Source organism: Rhodanobacter sp. FW102-FHT14D06, assembly GCF_043950705.1.
Classification (GTDB): Bacteria; Pseudomonadota; Gammaproteobacteria; order Xanthomonadales; family Rhodanobacteraceae; genus Rhodanobacter.
The window spans coordinates 1,375,855-1,392,464 of record NZ_CP170722.1 but is presented as its reverse complement, the minus strand read 5'-3'; the positions used below and the strand labels follow the sequence as shown (position 1 = coordinate 1,392,464).

At 70.5% G+C, this 16,610-nt stretch carries 17 protein-coding genes; 10 read left to right on the top strand and 7 right to left on the bottom strand.

Translation table 11 applies throughout. The annotated features are described in order from the left end of the window. Positions 1-52: 52 nt before the first annotated feature. Positions 53-625, top strand: a complete 573-nt coding sequence (locus tag ACFCQI_RS06400) for a hypothetical protein (protein ID WP_395120617.1) — start codon at positions 53-55, stop codon at positions 623-625. Positions 626-638: 13 nt separating this feature from the next. Here ACFCQI_RS06400 and ACFCQI_RS06395 read toward each other — a convergent pair whose 3' ends face one another. Continuing rightward, the gene (locus tag ACFCQI_RS06395; RefSeq protein ID WP_395120616.1) at positions 639-1,631 is read right to left on the bottom strand and encodes a pteridine-dependent deoxygenase; all 993 of its coding nucleotides are present in this window, start codon (positions 1,629-1,631) and stop codon (positions 639-641) included. A 91-nt stretch (positions 1,632-1,722) separates the two neighbouring features. Between ACFCQI_RS06395 and ACFCQI_RS06390 the strand changes: the two genes are divergently transcribed. From ACFCQI_RS06390 to ACFCQI_RS06350, 9 genes are all read left to right on the top strand, one after another. Beyond that, a complete protein-coding gene (locus ACFCQI_RS06390) occupies positions 1,723-1,989 on the top strand; it encodes a phosphopantetheine-binding protein (RefSeq protein ID WP_395120615.1) in 267 nt (88 codons plus the stop codon). 145 nt (positions 1,990-2,134) lie between these two features. Next, a complete protein-coding gene (locus ACFCQI_RS06385; protein ID WP_395120614.1) occupies positions 2,135-2,854 on the top strand; it encodes a xanthomonadin biosynthesis protein in 720 nt (239 codons plus the stop codon). Beyond that, a complete protein-coding gene (locus tag ACFCQI_RS06380) occupies positions 2,851-3,153 on the top strand; it encodes a hydroxymyristoyl-ACP dehydratase (RefSeq protein ID WP_395120613.1) in 303 nt (100 codons plus the stop codon). Before ACFCQI_RS06385 ends, ACFCQI_RS06380 begins: the two co-directional genes overlap by 4 nt. Continuing rightward, the gene (locus ACFCQI_RS06375; RefSeq protein WP_395120612.1) at positions 3,150-4,106 is read left to right on the top strand and encodes an acyltransferase; all 957 of its coding nucleotides are present in this window, start codon (positions 3,150-3,152) and stop codon (positions 4,104-4,106) included. The genes ACFCQI_RS06380 and ACFCQI_RS06375 overlap by 4 nt, the downstream gene beginning before the upstream one ends. Next, positions 4,033-4,689 carry a LolA-related protein gene (locus ACFCQI_RS06370; RefSeq protein ID WP_395120610.1) on the top strand — a complete coding sequence of 219 codons (657 nt, stop codon included), beginning with the start codon at positions 4,033-4,035 and terminating at the stop codon, positions 4,687-4,689. The genes ACFCQI_RS06375 and ACFCQI_RS06370 overlap by 74 nt, the downstream gene beginning before the upstream one ends. A 2-nt stretch (positions 4,690-4,691) precedes the next feature. Then, positions 4,692-7,010, top strand: coding sequence for an MMPL family transporter (locus tag ACFCQI_RS06365; protein ID WP_395120608.1), 2,319 nt, complete (start codon positions 4,692-4,694; stop codon positions 7,008-7,010). Beyond that, on the top strand, positions 6,994-7,428 hold the full coding sequence (locus tag ACFCQI_RS06360; protein ID WP_395120606.1) for a phosphotransferase: 435 nt from the start codon (positions 6,994-6,996) through the stop codon (positions 7,426-7,428). Before ACFCQI_RS06365 ends, ACFCQI_RS06360 begins: the two co-directional genes overlap by 17 nt. A gap of 13 nt (positions 7,429-7,441) precedes the next feature. Continuing rightward, positions 7,442-8,179 carry a 3-oxoacyl-ACP reductase FabG gene (fabG, locus tag ACFCQI_RS06355; protein WP_395120604.1) on the top strand — a complete coding sequence of 246 codons (738 nt, stop codon included), beginning with the start codon at positions 7,442-7,444 and terminating at the stop codon, positions 8,177-8,179. A 99-nt stretch (positions 8,180-8,278) separates the two neighbouring features. After that, the gene (locus tag ACFCQI_RS06350; protein WP_395120602.1) at positions 8,279-9,415 is read left to right on the top strand and encodes a diguanylate cyclase domain-containing protein; all 1,137 of its coding nucleotides are present in this window, start codon (positions 8,279-8,281) and stop codon (positions 9,413-9,415) included. Positions 9,416-9,452: 37 nt separating this feature from the next. On the opposite strand, the gene ilvA is transcribed toward ACFCQI_RS06350, so the two are convergent. The 6 genes from ilvA to ACFCQI_RS06320 all read right to left on the bottom strand — a co-directional run bounded on the left by ilvA (position 9,453) and on the right by ACFCQI_RS06320 (position 16,356). Then, the gene (ilvA, locus tag ACFCQI_RS06345) at positions 9,453-11,006 is read right to left on the bottom strand and encodes a threonine ammonia-lyase, biosynthetic (protein ID WP_395120600.1); all 1,554 of its coding nucleotides are present in this window, start codon (positions 11,004-11,006) and stop codon (positions 9,453-9,455) included. Then, entirely contained in the window at positions 11,003-11,251 is a 249-nt protein-coding gene (ilvN, locus tag ACFCQI_RS06340) for an acetolactate synthase small subunit (RefSeq protein ID WP_395120598.1), read from the bottom strand. Before ilvN ends, ilvA begins: the two co-directional genes overlap by 4 nt. A 63-nt stretch (positions 11,252-11,314) precedes the next feature. After that, positions 11,315-13,120 (bottom strand): biosynthetic-type acetolactate synthase large subunit, encoded by a 1,806-nt coding sequence (gene ilvB, locus ACFCQI_RS06335; RefSeq protein ID WP_395121283.1) that lies wholly within the window; start codon positions 13,118-13,120, stop codon positions 11,315-11,317. A 106-nt stretch (positions 13,121-13,226) separates the two neighbouring features. Continuing rightward, the gene (locus ACFCQI_RS06330; RefSeq protein ID WP_395120596.1) at positions 13,227-13,568 is read right to left on the bottom strand and encodes a hypothetical protein; all 342 of its coding nucleotides are present in this window, start codon (positions 13,566-13,568) and stop codon (positions 13,227-13,229) included. A gap of 68 nt (positions 13,569-13,636) precedes the next feature. After that, a complete protein-coding gene (ilvC, locus tag ACFCQI_RS06325; protein ID WP_395120594.1) occupies positions 13,637-14,647 on the bottom strand; it encodes a ketol-acid reductoisomerase in 1,011 nt (336 codons plus the stop codon). Beyond that, the gene (locus tag ACFCQI_RS06320; protein ID WP_395120592.1) at positions 14,644-16,356 is read right to left on the bottom strand and encodes a dihydroxy-acid dehydratase; all 1,713 of its coding nucleotides are present in this window, start codon (positions 16,354-16,356) and stop codon (positions 14,644-14,646) included. The genes ilvC and ACFCQI_RS06320 overlap by 4 nt, the downstream gene beginning before the upstream one ends. Between the last annotated feature and the right edge of the window lie 254 nt (positions 16,357-16,610).

Here is a 16,610-nt window from a genome sequence, read left to right as displayed (position 1 = left end):
CGAGCCCCGTGCGTGTTCCGACCGTGACACTCGGCAAGGAAGGAGGACTGTGATGCAGAAATGGCTGAATGGCTTGATCGTGGTTTCGTCGATTGCGCTCTACGGTTGCGCTGGCGCCGGCTCGACGACAAGTGGCGCCCAGCAACGACAACTGCAATCGCTGCAACTGTTCGCCGCAGACGACACCCCGCGCTTCTCGCTTTACGTGGCATGCACCAGCGACAGCGTCAATTGCGTCAACGTCGGCAACGCGGTTTTCGCCTGGGCCCGCGATCACGACGTGACCGTCCACAACGTGGACTCCGATGATCCGGCGTTCACCGCCACCGCGTCGCGCGCCGCGGAGATCGCCTTGCCGTACCGGGTGGCCATCGACTACCGCCCCTCGGTGGCGCCTGGCTATTCGGCGTCTTCGTACAAGCAGTCCAGCGAGTCCTTTGCGCCGACGGTCGGTTACAGGGCCGTGATCTCGGTATTCCAGGCCGCTACCGGCAAATTGCTCATGCGGTCGCCGGTAAGGAACCAGCAAGCTGCGGATCACGGGAAAACGTCCAATCCCTACGTTCGTTCCCAGATGATCGAGCTGCTGGATTCGCTGGAGCCATCGGCGAAGGACTCCCGATGAAACCGGCGCATCGCTAAACGTAGCGCCAGCCGTCGATCTCGACCAGCAGTTCGCGGCGACAGATGTCGCCGTGCAGCAGCAGCAGGGGTACGCCCGGCAGGCGCTGCCGGAGCGCGTCGCGCACGCGTGGCGCGTCGCCGTCGTGGCGCAGGTAGACCTTGAGCGGTGAATGCGTGTCGAAGCCGGCGCGCATGTCGGCGCTGGCCAGCAGCGCGTCCAGGTTGGTCAGGGTTTCCTCCAGCTGCGCATCGAGGTTGTCGTGGTGGGCCGAGGCATGGCCCACGACCGCGGCGGTGCCGGAAATGGCCAGCGTGTCGCGGGCCGGCAGGAGCATCGCCCGCGCAAAGCTGGGCGGGGTGGGGCCGTATTGCCGCGGGTAGCGCCATGCGCTGACCTGGCGCGGGTTCTCGACCCGGTGGCCGGCCTGCTCGCCGGCCAGCAGGTAGACCTGCAGGCGGTGTTCCGCCGCGAGGTGGCCGATCGCGGTGGCGGCGGGGAAACCTTCGGCGAAGAAATCGCCCATGCCGGCGGCGCGGCCTTCGCAGAAGCGCTTGTAGCGTTCCGCATCGCCTTCGCCGTCGTTGATCGCGCCGATGTAGTTCCACACCCGCAGGACGTGCCGTGCGTCGCGGCCGGCGACGAACCGGTGCAGCAAGTCGTAGGCCTGCTTTGCGGTGGCGCGGGCGCCGCCGTGTTCGCGTTCGTCCAGCTCGACCGCGGCGAACAGCCAGCCGCCGCCGGTCGACCAGCGCAACGCGCCTTCCATGCCGCAGCGCACCGGCGCGTCCACCTGCCACAGTTCCAGCGGCGCGGGGGCATCGGTGCTGGCCAGCGCCACCTGCAGGTGGCGCGGATCGTCACCGGAGGGTACGGCCGGGTCGAAACCGAGCACCGCCAGCGTGCCCGGCGCCTCCAGCAGGGTGGCGACCTCCGCCATGCGATAGGACACCTGCGGCGCCCGCCGCGCCCGAGCTTCCACCTGCGGGTTTTCACATCCCTGGATCATGCTGGCCAACCGGAACGACAAGGCCGCTATGTTACACTCTGCGCCCACTGCCACCGGGGGGAGGCAATGCATCTGGCGTACGGAATCGAGCATGGCGGAACAGACAGAGGCGCAGCACGAGTTGGCCACCCTGGTGGTGGAATGCCTCAACCTCGAGGACGTCAATGCCGAGCAGATCGACCCCGATGCACCGCTGTTCGGGGGCGAACTGGGGCTCGACTCCATCGATGCACTGGAGATCGCCCTGGCCGTCTCCAAGCGCTACGGCTTCCAGCTGCGCTCGGACAACCCGGAAAACCGTCAGATCTTCGCCAGCCTGCGCAATCTGTCGAGCCACGTCGAGCAGCACCGCGCCTGAACGGTCGGTGCGGGATGGAGCGGTCGTGCGGGCTGGTCATGGACGCCTTGGCGCTGCATGGCGCCGCGCTTCCCGCCTTCGTCACGCCACCGTGCGCCACGCGTGGCAAGCTGCCGGTGCCGACCGAGTCGTCGCGGAATCGCGCATGAAATCCGCCGTATCCCCCCATGTTCCGACCTCGCGGCGCCACGCCTTGTGGTTGCTGCTCGCCTATCCGGTGTTCGCCATCGCCGGGGTGGTCACCCATCGGCCGATCTTCGCGCTGCTGGCGCTGGCGGTGCTGGCCAGCGTGCTGATGCTGCCGCGGCTGCAGTCGCGCCGACCGCTGCCGTGGTTGCTGTGGCTGCTGATGCTGGCCGGCGTGTGGCTGGCCTCGCGGCTCGGGCTGGCCGACCTGCTGCTGGAGGCGGTGCCGATCCTGATCAACGTGGCGCTGGCATGCTGGTTTGGCCGCAGCCTGCTCGGCGGCGAGCCGCTGGTGGCGCGTTTCGTGGTGGCGATCGAGGGTGCCGAGCGGCTGCGCGAGCCCGGCGTGGCGCGCTATGCGCGGCAGATCACCTGGTTCTGGACCGTGCTGCTGGCGGCGCAGGCGCTGCTGTTGACCGGCCTGCTGCTGTTCGCCGCACGCGACGGGCTGCTGCCGCGCCTCGGTGTGACGTCGGCGTGGTCGGTGCCCGAGCGCTGGGCCTCGGCATGGCTGCACGTGGGCTGCTACCTGCTGCTGGGCGCGGCGTTCCTGCTGGAGTACGCCTGGCGGCGCTGGCGCCTGCGCCATCTCAGCCACCCCGGCCTGCACGACATGCTGCTGAAACTGGCCCTGCGCTGGCCGCAGCTGCTGCACGGCAACGGCGGCGTCTCGCCATGAGCGGGTACGCACAGGCGTTGCAGTTCGCGGCCGATCATCCGGCCTTGCCCGGTCACTTCCCGGGACAGCCGCTGGTGCCCGGCGTGTTGCTGCTGGAGCAGCTGGCGCTGGCGCTGCGCGCGTGGCGCGGCCAGCGGCTGGTGCGCGTGCCGGAGGCGAAATTCGTGGCGCCGCTGCGGCCCGGCGAAGCGGCCCGGCTGGAACTGATGCCCGTCGCGGCATCGGCTTCGCGGGTCCGTTTCCGCATCGAGCGCGACGGCATGCTGCTGGCGCGTGGCGTCATCGAGGGCGAGGCATGAGCGACAGCGAACACTGGCAGAGCCGGCCCGAGGGCGGCGGCCGCTTCGCGCTGTGGCTGATCCGCGCGATTGCCCTGCATGGCGGGCGCCGGCTGGGCCGCTGCTGCCTGTATCCGATCACGCTGTACTTCTACTGCCGCCGCGGGCCGGAGCGCCGGGCTTCGGCGCGCTACCTGCAGCGCGTGTTCGGTCGCCCGGCCACGCCATGGCAGGTGCTGAAGCACATCCACTGTTTCGCCGCCACGATCATGGACCGGATCTTCCTGCTCGCCCACGGCGAGCAGCCGTTCCAGTTCGAGACGCAAGGCCTGGACCTGCTGGAACAGCGTGCTGCGCTGGGCCGCGGCGTGTTGCTGCTGGGTTCGCACCAGGGCAGCTTCGAGGCGCTGCGCGCGATCGGCGCGCGCCGGCCCGAGCTGCCGCTGCGGGTGGTGCTGGACAAGCAGAAGACCCCGGCGATGACCGAGCTGCTGGAGGCGCTGGCGCCGGAGGTGGGCGCCTGCGTGATCGACGCCGCGCAGGATGGCACCTCGATCGCGCTGGCCATGGCCGAAGCCTGCCAGCACGGCGCGCTGGTGGCGATGCTGGCCGACCGCGGCCGCGGCCACGAGGTGCTGCGCCGCGTCGACCTGCTGGGCTCGCCGGCGCCGTTCCCGGTCAGCCCGTGGTTGCTGGCGCATACGCTCAAGGTGCCGGTGGTACTGTGCTTCGGGCTTTACCTCGGCGGCAATCGCTACCGGCTGGTGTTCGAGCCGTTCAGCGAACGAGTGGAGATTCCCCGGCATGATCGGGGGCCGGCGCTGGACGCCCTGCTCGAGCGCTACGCGCAACGGCTGGAGCACTACATCCGCGTCGCTCCCTACAACTGGTTCAACTTCTATGATTTCTGGCAAGACCCGCCTGCTGCTGAACCTGCTGCTGCCGTGCTGGGCGGTCACCGCGTGGGCGTCTGAACCGGCGGTCGCGGCCACCTCGACCCAGGCCGTGATCGCCGGCCTGCGCCAGCCGGCACCGGCGCACACCGCGTTCGCCGAGGCGCGTTTCCTCAAGATGCTGGATCGTCCGCTGGTGGTCTCCGGGCAACTGTCCTGGCTGGGCGACGACCGCCTGCAGCGGCGCGTCGAGCACCCTCGCGCGGAGACCGCCACGATCGCCGACGGCGAAGTGACCCAGCAGCGCGACGGCAAGCCGGCGCGGCACTTTTCGCTCAAGCGTGCGCCGCAGCTGCAGGTGCTGCTGGACAGCTTCGTTGCCTTGCTCGGCGGTGATGCTGCCCGCTTGGAGCAGGCGTTCGAGATCCAGCGCGAAGGCGATGCCGCCGGCGCGTGGACGCTGACCCTGGTGCCGCGCGACGCCCACGTGGCGAAGACGGTCGCGCGCATCCGCATCGACGGCGTGGGCGACCAGTCGCGCTGCATGCACATGCAGGAGGCCGACGGCGACCTGGCGGTCGACCTGCTTGGTCCGCTCGCCGAAAAGATGCCGGCCGAACCGACCCGCGCCGAGCTGCAGGCGCTGTGCACGGGTTCGCCCTGAACATGCACCGCGGCGCCCGCGCCACGCTGCTGGTCACCTGGCTGCTGGCGCTGGCCGGACTCGGCTGGATCGTGAGCCAGCGCCTGCACGTCAGCAGCGACCTGCGCAGCTTCATGCCCGCGCCGACCACGCCGGACCAGCGCCTGCTGATGGAGCAGGTGGGCGAGGGGCCGGGTTCGCGCTTGCTGCTGCTGTCGATCTCCGGCGCTTCCGACGGGCAACTGGCCGGCTTGAGCCAGGGCCTCGCCGCCGCGCTGAAAAAGGACGCGCGCTACAGCCAGGTGCTCAACGGCAGCTTCGACCTCGCGTCGCTCGATCCCCGGTTGCTGCCGTATCGCTACCTGCTCTCGCCCACGCTGGACACGCAGCCGCTGGACGAGGCCTATCTCGCCGATCAGTTGCAGCAGCGGCTGGACGACCTCTCTTCGCCGGCCGCCAGCCTGCTGAAGAACCTGCTGCCGCGCGATCCCACGCTGGAGACGTTGAAACTGGCCGAGCGCTGGGCGCCGGCGAAATCGCCCCAGCTGCGCGACGGCGTGTGGTTCACCCCGCAGCACGAAGCGTTGCTGCTGGTGCAGACCGTGGCCGCCGGCTTCGACCCCGGCGCGCAGCAGCAGGCGATCGACGGCATCCGCGAGGCGTTCCACGTGTTGCCCGGCAGTGCCGACGCGCGGCTGGAACTGAGCGGTCCGGGCTACTTCAGCGTGGTGATCGGCGCGCAGACGCGGCACCAGGCCGACTGGATCGGGCGCATCTCCACCGTGGGGTTCATCGCGCTGCTGCTGCTGGCCTATCGCAGCGTGAGCTCGCTGCTGCTGTCCGCGCTGCCGATCGCCAGCGCCGCACTGGCCGGCATCGCCGCGCTCACCCTCGTGTTCAGCGAAGTGCACGGCATCACTCTGGCGTTCGGCTTCACCTTGCTCGGCGTGGCGCAGGAATACCCGATCCGCGTGCTCAGCCACCGCCGCGCCGGCGAGGACGCACTGCAAAGCGTGCGCGACCTGTGGCCGCTGCTGCTCACCGCGATCGCCTCGGCCTGCATCGCCTACCTCGCGTTCTACGCCTCCGGCGTGGCCGGGCTGCAGCAGTTGGCGGTGTTCACCATCGTGGGGTTGCTGGTGGCGGGCCTGAGCACGCGCTACCTGCTGCCGCATCTGTTGCCGCGGCGCGTGCGCGACGTGGCCGCGATGGGCTGGTTGATCGGTGCTCGCGGCTGGCTCGACCGGCTGCCGCGCCCGCGCTGGATTTCGCTGCTGGTGGCGCTGGCGATCGCGGCGATGCTGGCGCTGGCGCCGGGCCCGTTCTGGCAGAACAACCTTGCTGCGCTGACGCCGGTGCCGACCGCGTTGTTGCAGCACGATGCGCGTCTGCGCCAAGCGCTGGGCGCGCCGGACGTGCGTTACCTGCTGTTGTTGCAGGCACCCACCGAACAGGGCGTGCTGGCGCTGTCGCAATCGCTGCAGCCGCAGGCCGACGCGCTGGTGGCGCGACATGCGGTCGACGCGATCGAGCTGCCCTCGCGCTACCTGCCTGCCGTGGCGCAGCAGCGCGCGCGGCAGCAGAAGTTGCCCGATCGCGCCATGCTCGAACATGCGCTGGCCGGGGCGCTGCAGGGCATGCCGTTCCGCGCCGACCTGTTCCAGCCGTTCGTCGATGACGTGGAAACCGCACGCGCGCTGCCGCCGCTGACGCCCGAGCGCTACGCGCAGACGCCGCTGGGCCAGCGCCTGGCCGCGATGCTGGTGCAGCGCGATGGCCACTGGCTGGGCCTGGCCACGGTCAGCGGCGTGCATGACGTCGCCGCGCTGCAGACGCTCGGCGCGGACCGCGGCGGCGCGGTGCATCTGCTTGATCTCAAGGCCGCCTCCGAATCGCTGGTGGCCGCCTATCGCACGCGCATCCTGCAGGCGCTGCTGGCGGCCGGACTGCTGCTGGTGGTGACGATCTCGGTCGCCTTGCGCAGCGCGCGCCGCGCCTGGCACGTGCTGGCGCCGATGACGCTGGCAACCTTCCTGGTGCTGGCGGTCGAACGCGTGGCCGGCATCGAGATCTCGCTGTTCCACCTGGTCGCGCTGATCCTCGCCGGCGGCCTGGGCCTGCATTACGCGCTGTTCTTCGAGCGCGACACCGGCGACCCGGCCGAGCAGCGGCGCACCTTGCACGCCACCCTGGTCTGCGTGCTGTCCGCGCTGCTGGTGTTCGGCATGCTGGCGTGGGCGACGATTCCGGTGTTGCGCGCGATCGGGCTCACGGTGAGCCTGGGCGTGGCGTTCCACTTCTGCCTGTCGATCCTGATGGCGCCGCATGCTCGACAAGACTGACTGGGCCCACCTCATCCCGCACGCCGGCCGCATGTGCCTGCTCGATGCGGTACTGGCGTGGGACGAGCGCGGCATCCACGCCATCAGCGCCGGTCACGCGCGCCTGGACAACCCGCTGCGCGGCGGGCACGGCCTGCACGCGGTGCACCTGGCCGAGTACGGTGCGCAGGCGATGGCCGTGCATGGCGCATTGCTGGCGCGCGAGCGGGGCCATGAAACGGTGCGCCCCGGCCGGCTGGTCAGCCTGCGCGAGGTGGACTTGTTCGCGGAACATGTCGACCATCTGGATGGCCGTCTGGACGTCCATGCCGAATGTCTGTACGCCGACGACGGCGGCGCCCAGTATGCGTTCCGCGTCGAGCACCAAGGCCGCCTGCTGTGCCGCGGCCGCGCCGCGGTGATCCACCCCCAATCCTGATTCGAGGTCGCCCATGCCCACTCCCACCTCCCTGCGACGCGCCCTGGTCACCGGTGGCAGCGGCGAGCTCGGCGGCGCCATCGCCCAGGCACTGGCCGGCGGCGGCTACCACGTGATCGTGCACGCGAACCGCAGCCTGCATCGCGCCGAGGCGGTGGTCGGCGAAATCGTCGCCGGCGGCGGCAGTGCGCAGGCCACCGCCTTCGACGTGAGCGACGCCGAGGTCACCCGCGCGGCGCTGGACGTGCTGCTCGGCGAGGGCTGCATCCATGCGGTGATCAACAACGCCGGCATCCACGACGACGCGCCGATGGCCGGGATGAGCTCCGAGCAATGGCACCGGGTGATCGACGTGAGCCTGCACGGCTTCTTCAATGTCACCCAGCCGCTGCTGCTGCCGATGGCGCGCGCGCGCTTCGGCCGCATCGTGTCGATCAGCTCGGTCGCGGCGCTGCTGGGCAACCGCGGGCAGACCAACTACGCTGCCGCCAAGGCCGCGCTGCATGGCGCCAGCAAATCGCTGGCGCGCGAAATGGCCTCGCGCGGGATCACCGTCAACGTGGTCGCGCCTGGCGTGATCGAGGGGCGCATGGCCGACGCCGCGTTCCCGCCCGAACGCATCCGCGAGCTGGTGCCGGCCCAGCGCGCCGGCACGCCGGAGGAAGTGGCGGCACTGGTGGCGTTCCTGTGCTCGGAGGCGGCCGGCTACATCAACGGCCAGGTGATCGGGGTAAACGGCGGGATGGCCTGATCCCGCGCTAAAGACTGCCCCCGCGGGGCCGATACCGACACTGGAGGGCCCAGTCGGGTCCCCGCAACCGAGTCCGGGCGCGTGGCGCCGGGAGTGTCCGTGATCGAGCACGAATTCATCGAGGAAGACAGCCTGGAGCTGGCCGACCCGTGCAGCGAGGTGCTGACGGCGCGGCCGGCGGCCGTCGAGGCGCCCGACGAATGGCGCGTGCTCGATTCGCTGGCGGCGCTCACCCATCACCGCGATCTCGACGCGCTCGACCACAGCCTGGTGCTGACCCTGGCCGAACTGACCGGTGCGCGCCGCGTGACCCTGGCCAAGTGCTTCCCCGAGGACAGCGCGCTGGAAAGCGTGGTGTGCTGCTCGCCCGACAGCGTCGGCGCGTACCAGGTGCATCCGCTGGAACCGGAATGCCTGGGTGCGGCGCTGGGCCCGATTCATCGCTGCCTGCAGGACATGCAGGCGCAGACCGAAACCCGCAACGGCCTGCATCGCCAGCTGGTGCCGATCGTGCGTGAAGGGCATGCGATCGGTGCGCTGCAACTGGACAGCGCGCTGGCGCCGCTGCGCAGCCGGTCGCTGATCGACGGCTTCGCGCGCATCTACGCCAACTACACCGCGCTGCTGCACGAGAGCGAGCACGACAAGCTGACCGGCCTGTACAACCGGCGCAGCCTGGAGCGCCAGTTGCAGCGGATGCTGCAACTGCGCGATACGCCGCTGCGGCCGTATCCGCATGCCGTTCCGCCCGCGCAGGAGCAGCGCGCGGCGCCGGCCGGCGAGGCGGCGCAGGTGTGGCTGGCGATCGTGGACATCGACCATTTCAAGCACATCAACGACAATTTCGGCCACGTCTACGGCGACGAGGTGATCCTGCTGCTGGCACAGCAGATGCGCGCCTGCTTCCGTCGCGGCGACGTGCTGTTCCGCTTCGGCGGCGAGGAGTTCGTGGCCCTGTTCAGCGCCACCGACGAGGTCACCGTGCACGGCGTGCTGGAACGCTTCCGCGCGCACGTCGCCCGCTTCGCCTTCCCGCTGGTCGGTCACGTCACCATCAGCATCGGCTACTCGCGCATCGGCGCGCACGACTACCCCGCCGTGGCGCTCGACCGCGCCGACCAGGCGCTGTATTTCGTCAAGCAGCACGGCCGCGACGGCGTGCGCGGCTACGAGGAACTCGGCGCCTGCGGCGCACTCGGCCGTGGCCTCGCCGCGGGCAGCATCGACCTGTTCTAGCCGTTCATCCTTCGGCCGTCCGCAGGACGCTTCCCGCTCACGTGCGCAGCAGCAAGCGGTAGGCCGGGTGCGCGCTGTCGTCCACGTGCGGGTAGCCGAGCGTGGCGAGGAACCGCGCGAACAGGGCGTGTTCGGCGGCCGGCACCTGCAGGCCGACCAGGATGCGGCCGTGGTCGGCGCCGTGGTTGCGGTAGTGGAACAGGCTGATGTTCCAGTCCGGGTGCAGCTGGTCGAGGAAGTGCACCAGGGCGCCGGGGCGTTCGGGGAATTCGAAGCGGTACAGCAGTTCGTCGCGGGCCAGCGGCGAGCGGCCGCCGACCATGTGGCGCAGGTGCAGCTTGGCCAGTTCGTCGTCGGTGAGGTCGAGCACGGCGAAGGCCTGCGCATGGAAGGCGGCGACCAGCGCCTCGCGTTCGGCGCGGCTGGCGATCTGCACGCCGACGAAGATGTGTGCGCTGTGCGTGTCGCCGATGCGGTAGTTGAACTCGGTGATCTGGTGCCGGCCCAGCGTGGCGCAGAAGCGGCGGAAGCTGCCGCGCTCCTCCGGGATGGTCACCGCGAACACCGCCTCGCGCTGCTCGCCCAGCTCGGCGCGCTCGGCGACGAAGCGCAGGCGGTCGAAGTTCATGTTGGCGCCGGAGACGATCGCCACCAGCGTGCCGTCGTCGCCGGGGTGCGCGGCGGCGTACTGCTTCAGCCCGGCCAGGGCGAGTGCGCCGGCGGGCTCGGGCACGCTGCGGGTGTCGTGGTAGACGTCGCGGATCGCCGCGCAGATCGCGTCGGCATCCACCCGCAGCATGGCATCGACGTGCTGCCGGCACAGCGAAAAGGTCAGCGCGCCGACCTGCTTCACCGCGGTGCCGTCGGCGAACAGGCCCACCTCGTCCAGCACCACGCGCTCGCCGCGCTCCAGCGAGCGCGCCATCGCGTCCGAATCCGCCGCCTGCACGCCGATCACCTGCACCGCAGGCCGCAGCGCCTTGATGCACGCGGCCACGCCGGCGAGCAGGCCGCCGCCGCCGACCGGCACGAACACCGCCTGCAGCGGGCCGGGGTGCTGGCGCAGGATCTCCAGCGCGATGGTGCCCTGGCCGGCGATCACCGCCGGGTCGTCGAACGGATGCACGAACACCGCAGCGCGCTCGGCTTGCAGTTGCGCGGCGGCGGCCTGGGCCTCGCTGTAGGAGTCGCCGGCCAGCAGCACCTCGACCATCGCGCCGCCGAAGCGGCGCACCGCATCCACCTTCACCTGCGGCGCGGTCACCGGCATCACGATGGTGGCGCGGATACCCAGCTTCGCCGCGGCCAGCGCCACGCCTTGCGCGTGGTTGCCGGCCGAGGCGGCGATCACGCCACGCGCGCGCTGTGCCGCATCCAGCTGCACCATGCGGTTGTACGCGCCGCGCAGCTTGAACGAGAACACGCTCTGCTGGTCCTCGCGCTTGAGCAGTACGCGCCGGCCCAGCCGTGCGCCGAGCAACGGCGCCTCGTCCAGCGCCGATTCGCGCGCCACGTCATGCACGCGGGCGCCGAGGATCTGCGCGAGCAGGGCGTCGTCGCCGTCGAGCGGCAGTGGCGCGGCTGCATTCACGCGGCGAGCGCGGCGGCCGGGTGCGCCACCTGCAGCACGTCCACCAGCTTGCGCGTCTGCTGCATGATCCGGCCCAGCCCGGCCTCGTCGCATTGCACGGTGAGGACCAGCCGCGACACCGACGGGTCGTGCGTGGGGCCGACGGTCAGCGTGTCGATGTTGTAGCCGCGCGCGGCAAACAGCCCGGCCACGCGCACCAGCGCGCCGGCTTCGTTCTGCAGCAGGATGGACAGGGTGTGGTTCATGGCGATGCTCCGTGGGTGGTCCTTTCCCTGCGGTCACCGGAGGGAGAAGGGAAAATCGAAAGCTCAGAACATGTGCGACGTCGCGCCTTCGTCCACGGCTGCCGCCTTGCGCGAGGCGATGAAATCGCCGGTGATCATCTGCGCGTAGCTGGCGCCGGGGCCGACCATCGGGTACACGCCGGCGTCCGGGTCGATCACCACTTCGAGGAAGGCCGGGCCGGCGAAGGCGAGGAAATCGGCGACGGTCGCCTCCAGCGCGGCCGGCTGGTCGAGTCGTCGCGCCCAGGCGAATCCGTCGGCCTGCGCGGCGAGCACGAAATCCTTCTTGTGCAGGCTCTTGTCGGAGCCGGCAAAGCGACCCTTGAAATACAGCCGCTGCCACTGCCGCACCATGCCGTCGCCGCTGTTGTTGAGCACCACGACCTTCAGCGGCAGGCCGTAGGTGGTGACGGTTTCCAGCTCGCCGATGTTCATGCGGATGCTGGCGTCGCCGTCGATGTCGATCACGAGCTTGCCCGGGTGCGCGAACTGCGCGCCGATCGCCGCGGGCAGGCCGAAGCCCATCGTGCCCATCGAGCCGGAGGTGAGCCAATGCCGTGGCGCGCGGAAATCGAAGTACTGCGCCGCCCACATCTGGTGCTGGCCGACGCCGGTGCTGATGATCGCGCGGCCCTGCGTGTGGCGGTTGAGCGCCTCGATCACCGCGTATGGCTGGATCAGCGCGCTGGCGCGGTCGTAGTCCATGGCGTGCGTGCGCTTGAGCCCGGCCACGTGCGCATGCCACGCGGCGAGCTGCGGCGCGATGGCGTGCGCGCGGCCGTACGCGGTGAGCCGTTCCAGCGCGCGCGTGAGCGGGCCGACGTGGTGCCAGTCCACGCGCTTGACCTTGCCGATCTCGGCCGGGTCGATGTCGATCTGCGCGATGAACTTCGCGCCCGGCGCGAACCTGTCCGGCACGCCGGCCACGCGATCGTCGAAGCGCGCGCCCAACGCCAGCACGAAGTCGCAGTCTTCCACCGCGTAGTTCGCATAGGCGGTGCCGTGCATGCCGAGCATGTGCAGCGCGCGCGGGTCGGCGGTGTCGAACGCGCCCAGGCCCATCAAGGTGGTGGTGACCGGCAGCCCGAAGGCGTCGACGAAGTCGCGCAGCGCCGTGCTGGCCTCCGCCGCGATCACGCCGCCGCCGGCGTAGATCAGCGGTCGCCGCGCCTGCGCCAGCGCGGCAAAGAACGCCGCGCAGTCCGTGTCGGAGAGGCTGGCCTGCTCCACCGTGCGCAGCCGCGAGCGATAGCCGCCGAGCAGCAGTTCGCCGCTGCCGTGCCAGTCGATCGCGGCGTTCTGCACGTCCTTGGGCACGTCCACCACCACCGGGCCGGGGCGGCCGCTGCGCGCCAGGGTGAACGCGGTGCGCACGGTCGCCTCCAGCTGCGCCGCATCGGTGACCAGGAACACGTGCTTGGCGCAGGCGCCCATGATGTTGCTGACCGGCGCCTCCTGGAACGCGTCGCTGCCGATCGAGGCGGTGCCGACCTGGCCGCAGATCACCACCAGCGGAATCGAGTCAGCCATCGAGTCGCGCACCGGCGTGACCATGTTGGTCGCACCCGGGCCGGAGGTGACGATGGCCACGCCGACCTTGCCCGAGGCGCGCGCGTAGCCGGCCGCCATGAACCCGGCGCCCTGCTCGTTGGCCGGCACCACCAGCGGCATCGACTCGCCGCCGTCTTCGCGGGGGTGCAAGGCGTTGTGGCGGAACACCGCGTCGTACACCGGCAGGATCGCGCCGCCGGAGTAGCCGAAGATCACCTCCACGCCCTCGTCGGCGAGCACCTGCACGATCGCCTCGGCGCCGCTGGCCGGCACCGCGATGGGTGAGGGATGGGCGACGGCGACGGCCGCGCTGGCGGGTGGGGAAGAGGTGGTCACGATGACTCCTGGCGGTGCCGGTCGGGCCGGCGGGTCGAAGAGGTGCGGCTCAGTTGCGGATCAGTTCTTCCGCGGCGCCCTGGTGCACGGGGACGCCGTAGGTCGAGATGATCCGCAGCTCCTGCGCCACGGCGGAGAAGTTCTCCCACGCGATGCCGTTGACGTCGGCCTCGCAGGTGAAGCCGCGCGCGTCGTCGTCCTCGAAACCCACGTGGCGCAACTGTCCGGCGTGCGCGGGTTCGCGGCTGATCGAGAAGTTGAGCTGGTCGGTACGCCACAGGGCGTAGCTGCCGGGCACCAGCGCGTGCGGCGGCTGGCCCAGGCGGGCGCTGTAATCGGCGACGGAGGCGTCCAGGTCGGCAACGGCCAGGGCGATGTGGAAGCGTTTCATGGCAAACCTCGTGATGTCGGGACAAGTCATGCGGGTCGCCGGCGAAGTACCGGCCGACCCGCGGGGATTCAACCGGCTTTCTTCAGCGGCTCGACGACGGTCTTCGGTGCGCTTGGCTGCAGCCACGGCATCTGTGCCCGCAGCTTCGCGCCGACCTGCTCGATCGGATGCGCGAGGTCGGCCTGCTTGAGCCGGTTGTAGTTCGGCAGGCCGGCCTTGTATTCGGCCGTCCAGTTGCGCGCGAAGGTGCCGTCCTGGATGTCGGTGAGCACTTCCTTCATGCGCGCCTTCACGCCGGCGTCGACCACCCGCGGGCCGCTGACGTAGTCGCCGTACTGCGCGGTCTCGGAGACGAACTGCAGCATCTTGGCCAGGCCGCCCTCGTAGAACAGGTCGACGATCAGCTTCAGCTCGTGCATCACCTCGTAATAGGCGATCTCCGGCTGGTAGCCGGCTTCCACCAGGGTCTCGAAACCCTTGGTCACCAGCTCGCTGGCGCCGCCGCAGAGCACCGCCTGCTCGCCGAACAGGTCGGTCTCGGTCTCTTCCTTGAAGTCGGTCTTGATGAGCATCGCGCGGCCGCCGCCGATGCCGTCGGCGTAGCCTTTCGTCTTCGCCTCGGCCTGGCCGCTGACGTCCTGGTGCACCGCCCAGATGCACGGCACGCCGCGGCCGCGCTCGTACTCGCTGCGCACCAGCGCGCCGGGGCCCTTGGGTGCGACCAGGATCACGTCGACGTCGGCGCGCGGCACGATCTGCCCGAAATGCACGTTGAAACCGTGCGCGAACAAGAGCGCGGCGCCGGGCTTGAGGTTCGGCTCGATCGCTTCCTTGTACAGCGCGGGCTGCACCATGTCGGGCGTGAGCACGGCGACCAGGTCGGCGCCTTTCACCGCCTCGGCCGGCTCGGCGACCTTGAAGCCGTCGGCTTTCGCCTTGTGCCAGGTCGGCCCGTTCGGGCGCAGGCCGACCACCACGTCGAGGCCGGAGTCGCGCAGGTTCAGCGCGTGCGCGCGGCCCTGGCTGCCGTAGCCGAGCACGGCGATGCGGGATTTGGCGAGGGTGTTGTTGCTGCTCATGCGGTGACTCCCTGGTTGGATGCGATGGTGGTGTGCGGTGCGGGTGAGGCGGGTTGCGTGGTGGCGCCGTCGGAAGCCGAGCCGACGAGCAGGGCGAACTTGGCGAGCACGCCGCGGCTGACTTTCGGTGCCGGTGGCTGCCACCGCGCGCGGCGCGCGGCGAGGTCGGCGTCGGTGGAAATTTCGCGGGCGAGCGCGTCGATGCGGATGCAGTCGCCGTCGGCCAGCAGCGCGATCGGCCCGCCGCGGGCGGCTTCCGGCGCCATGTGGCCGACCATGAAGCCGTGGGTGGCGCCGGAGAAGCGGCCGTCGGTGATCAGCGCCACGTCGTCGCCGAGACCGCGGCCGATCAGCGCGGCGGTGACGCCGAGCATCTCGCGCATGCCGGGGCCGCCGGCCGGGCCTTCGTTGCGGATCACCACCACGTCGCCCTTCGCGATGCGGCCTTCCTGCACGGCGGCGAAGGCAGCCTCCTCGCTCTCGAACACGCGTGCGCTGCCCTCGAAGCGGGCGCCGCCGTGGCCGGGGCCGTGCTTGCCGGGGATCTTCAGGATGCAGCCATCCGGCGCGAGATTGCCGTAGAGAATGGAATAGCCGCCGTGCGGTTTCAGCGGCGCACTCACGGGCGCGATCACCGGTTGGTCGGCGAAGCGTGGCGCGGCGGCGGCCTCCGCGAACAGGCTGCGGCCGGTGACGGTGGGCGCGTCGATCAGCATGCCGGCTTCGATCAGCTCCTGCGCCACGCGCGCGGCGCCGCCGGCGTCGAACATCTCCACCGCGGTGTAGCGGCCGGAGGGCAGCAGGTCGGCGATCACCGGAGTGGCCTCGGTGGCCGGCTGGAAATCCTCCAGCGACCAGTCCACGCCGGCCTCGCGGGCGATCGCGAGCAGGTGCAGCACCGCGTTGGTGGAGCCGGCGGTGGCCGCGACCATGCGCGCGGCGTTGTGCATCGCGGTGCGGCTGATCAGGGCACGCGGCGTGCGGCCCTCGCGCAGGCAGTCCATCACCAGCTCGCCGCAGCGGCGCGCGGCGGCGAGCTTGTCCGGATGGGTGGCAGGAATGTCGTTCAGTCCCATCGGCGACAGCCCCAGCGTGGTCAGCACCATCGCCATGGTGTTGGCGGTGAACTGGCCGCCGCAGGCGCCGGCGCCGCCGCAGGCGTCGCATTCCACCGCGTGCAGTTCCGCGTCGTCGATCTTGCCTGCGCCGTGCGCGCCCACCGCCTCGAACACCTGCTGGATGGTGATCGGCCGGTTCTTGTGCAGGCCATGCGCGATGGTGCCGCCATAGAGCGCGACGGCCGGGATGTCCAGCCGCGCCATTGCCATCGCGGCAGCGGGGATGGTCTTGTCGCAGCCGCACAGCACCACCATGGCGTCGCACAGGTGGCCTTCCACCGCCGCCTCGATCGAGTCGGTGATGACCTCGCGGCTGACCAGCGAATAGCGCATGCCCGGCGTGCCCATGGCGATGCCGTCGGTGACCGCGATGGTGTTGAACTCCACCGGCGTGCCGCCGGCAGCGCGCACGCCTTCCATCGCTGCCTGCGCGAGATCGCGCAGGTTGAGGTTGCACGGCGAGACGTCCGACCAGGTGTGCACCACCGCCACCAGCGGCTTCTTCAGCGCGGCGTCGTCCAGGCCGGTGGCGCGCAACATGGCACGGGCGGGCGCGCGGTCGGGGCCGCTCTTGATCAGGTCACTGCGCATGAAGAAAGCTCCGAAGGACTAACTCCCTTGACGGGGAGACAAATCGGCAGGAAGGCCGATTTGCACGGCGCCAGCCCCCCGCAGGGTGAGGGCCAGGGATGGCCCGAATGAAGGGGCCTCGAAGGGGCGGATGAGGGGTGGGTGCTCGCCATGAAGTCGATTGGCAGCGAATGGAAAAGCGCCCCCTGCGCGCGAGGGAGGTCGACGGAATGGCGAGGGAGTCGGCGCCATCGCGGCGTGCAGGAGCCATCCAT

Excerpts from the sequence above, each read along its gene's own strand:
- ACFCQI_RS06320 (WP_395120592.1), bottom strand. The coding sequence starts at position 16,356 with ATGCGCAGTGACCTGATCAAGAGCGGCCCCGACCGCGCGCCCGCCCGT.
- ACFCQI_RS06360 (WP_395120606.1), top strand. The coding sequence starts at position 6,994 with ATGCTCGACAAGACTGACTGGGCCCACCTCATCCCGCACGCCGGCCGC.
- ACFCQI_RS06380 (WP_395120613.1), top strand. The coding sequence starts at position 2,851 with ATGAGCGGGTACGCACAGGCGTTGCAGTTCGCGGCCGATCATCCGGCC.
- ACFCQI_RS06395 (WP_395120616.1), bottom strand. The coding sequence starts at position 1,631 with ATGATCCAGGGATGTGAAAACCCGCAGGTGGAAGCTCGGGCGCGGCGG.
- ilvC (WP_395120594.1), bottom strand. The coding sequence starts at position 14,647 with ATGAGCAGCAACAACACCCTCGCCAAATCCCGCATCGCCGTGCTCGGC.
- ACFCQI_RS06375 (WP_395120612.1), top strand. The coding sequence starts at position 3,150 with ATGAGCGACAGCGAACACTGGCAGAGCCGGCCCGAGGGCGGCGGCCGC.
- fabG (WP_395120604.1), top strand. The coding sequence starts at position 7,442 with ATGCCCACTCCCACCTCCCTGCGACGCGCCCTGGTCACCGGTGGCAGC.
- ACFCQI_RS06370 (WP_395120610.1), top strand. The coding sequence starts at position 4,033 with ATGATTTCTGGCAAGACCCGCCTGCTGCTGAACCTGCTGCTGCCGTGC.
- ACFCQI_RS06330 (WP_395120596.1), bottom strand. The coding sequence starts at position 13,568 with ATGAAACGCTTCCACATCGCCCTGGCCGTTGCCGACCTGGACGCCTCC.
- ACFCQI_RS06400 (WP_395120617.1), top strand. The coding sequence starts at position 53 with ATGCAGAAATGGCTGAATGGCTTGATCGTGGTTTCGTCGATTGCGCTC.
- ACFCQI_RS06365 (WP_395120608.1), top strand. The coding sequence starts at position 4,692 with ATGCACCGCGGCGCCCGCGCCACGCTGCTGGTCACCTGGCTGCTGGCG.
- ACFCQI_RS06385 (WP_395120614.1), top strand. The coding sequence starts at position 2,135 with ATGAAATCCGCCGTATCCCCCCATGTTCCGACCTCGCGGCGCCACGCC.
- ilvN (WP_395120598.1), bottom strand. The coding sequence starts at position 11,251 with ATGAACCACACCCTGTCCATCCTGCTGCAGAACGAAGCCGGCGCGCTG.
- ACFCQI_RS06390 (WP_395120615.1), top strand. The coding sequence starts at position 1,723 with ATGGCGGAACAGACAGAGGCGCAGCACGAGTTGGCCACCCTGGTGGTG.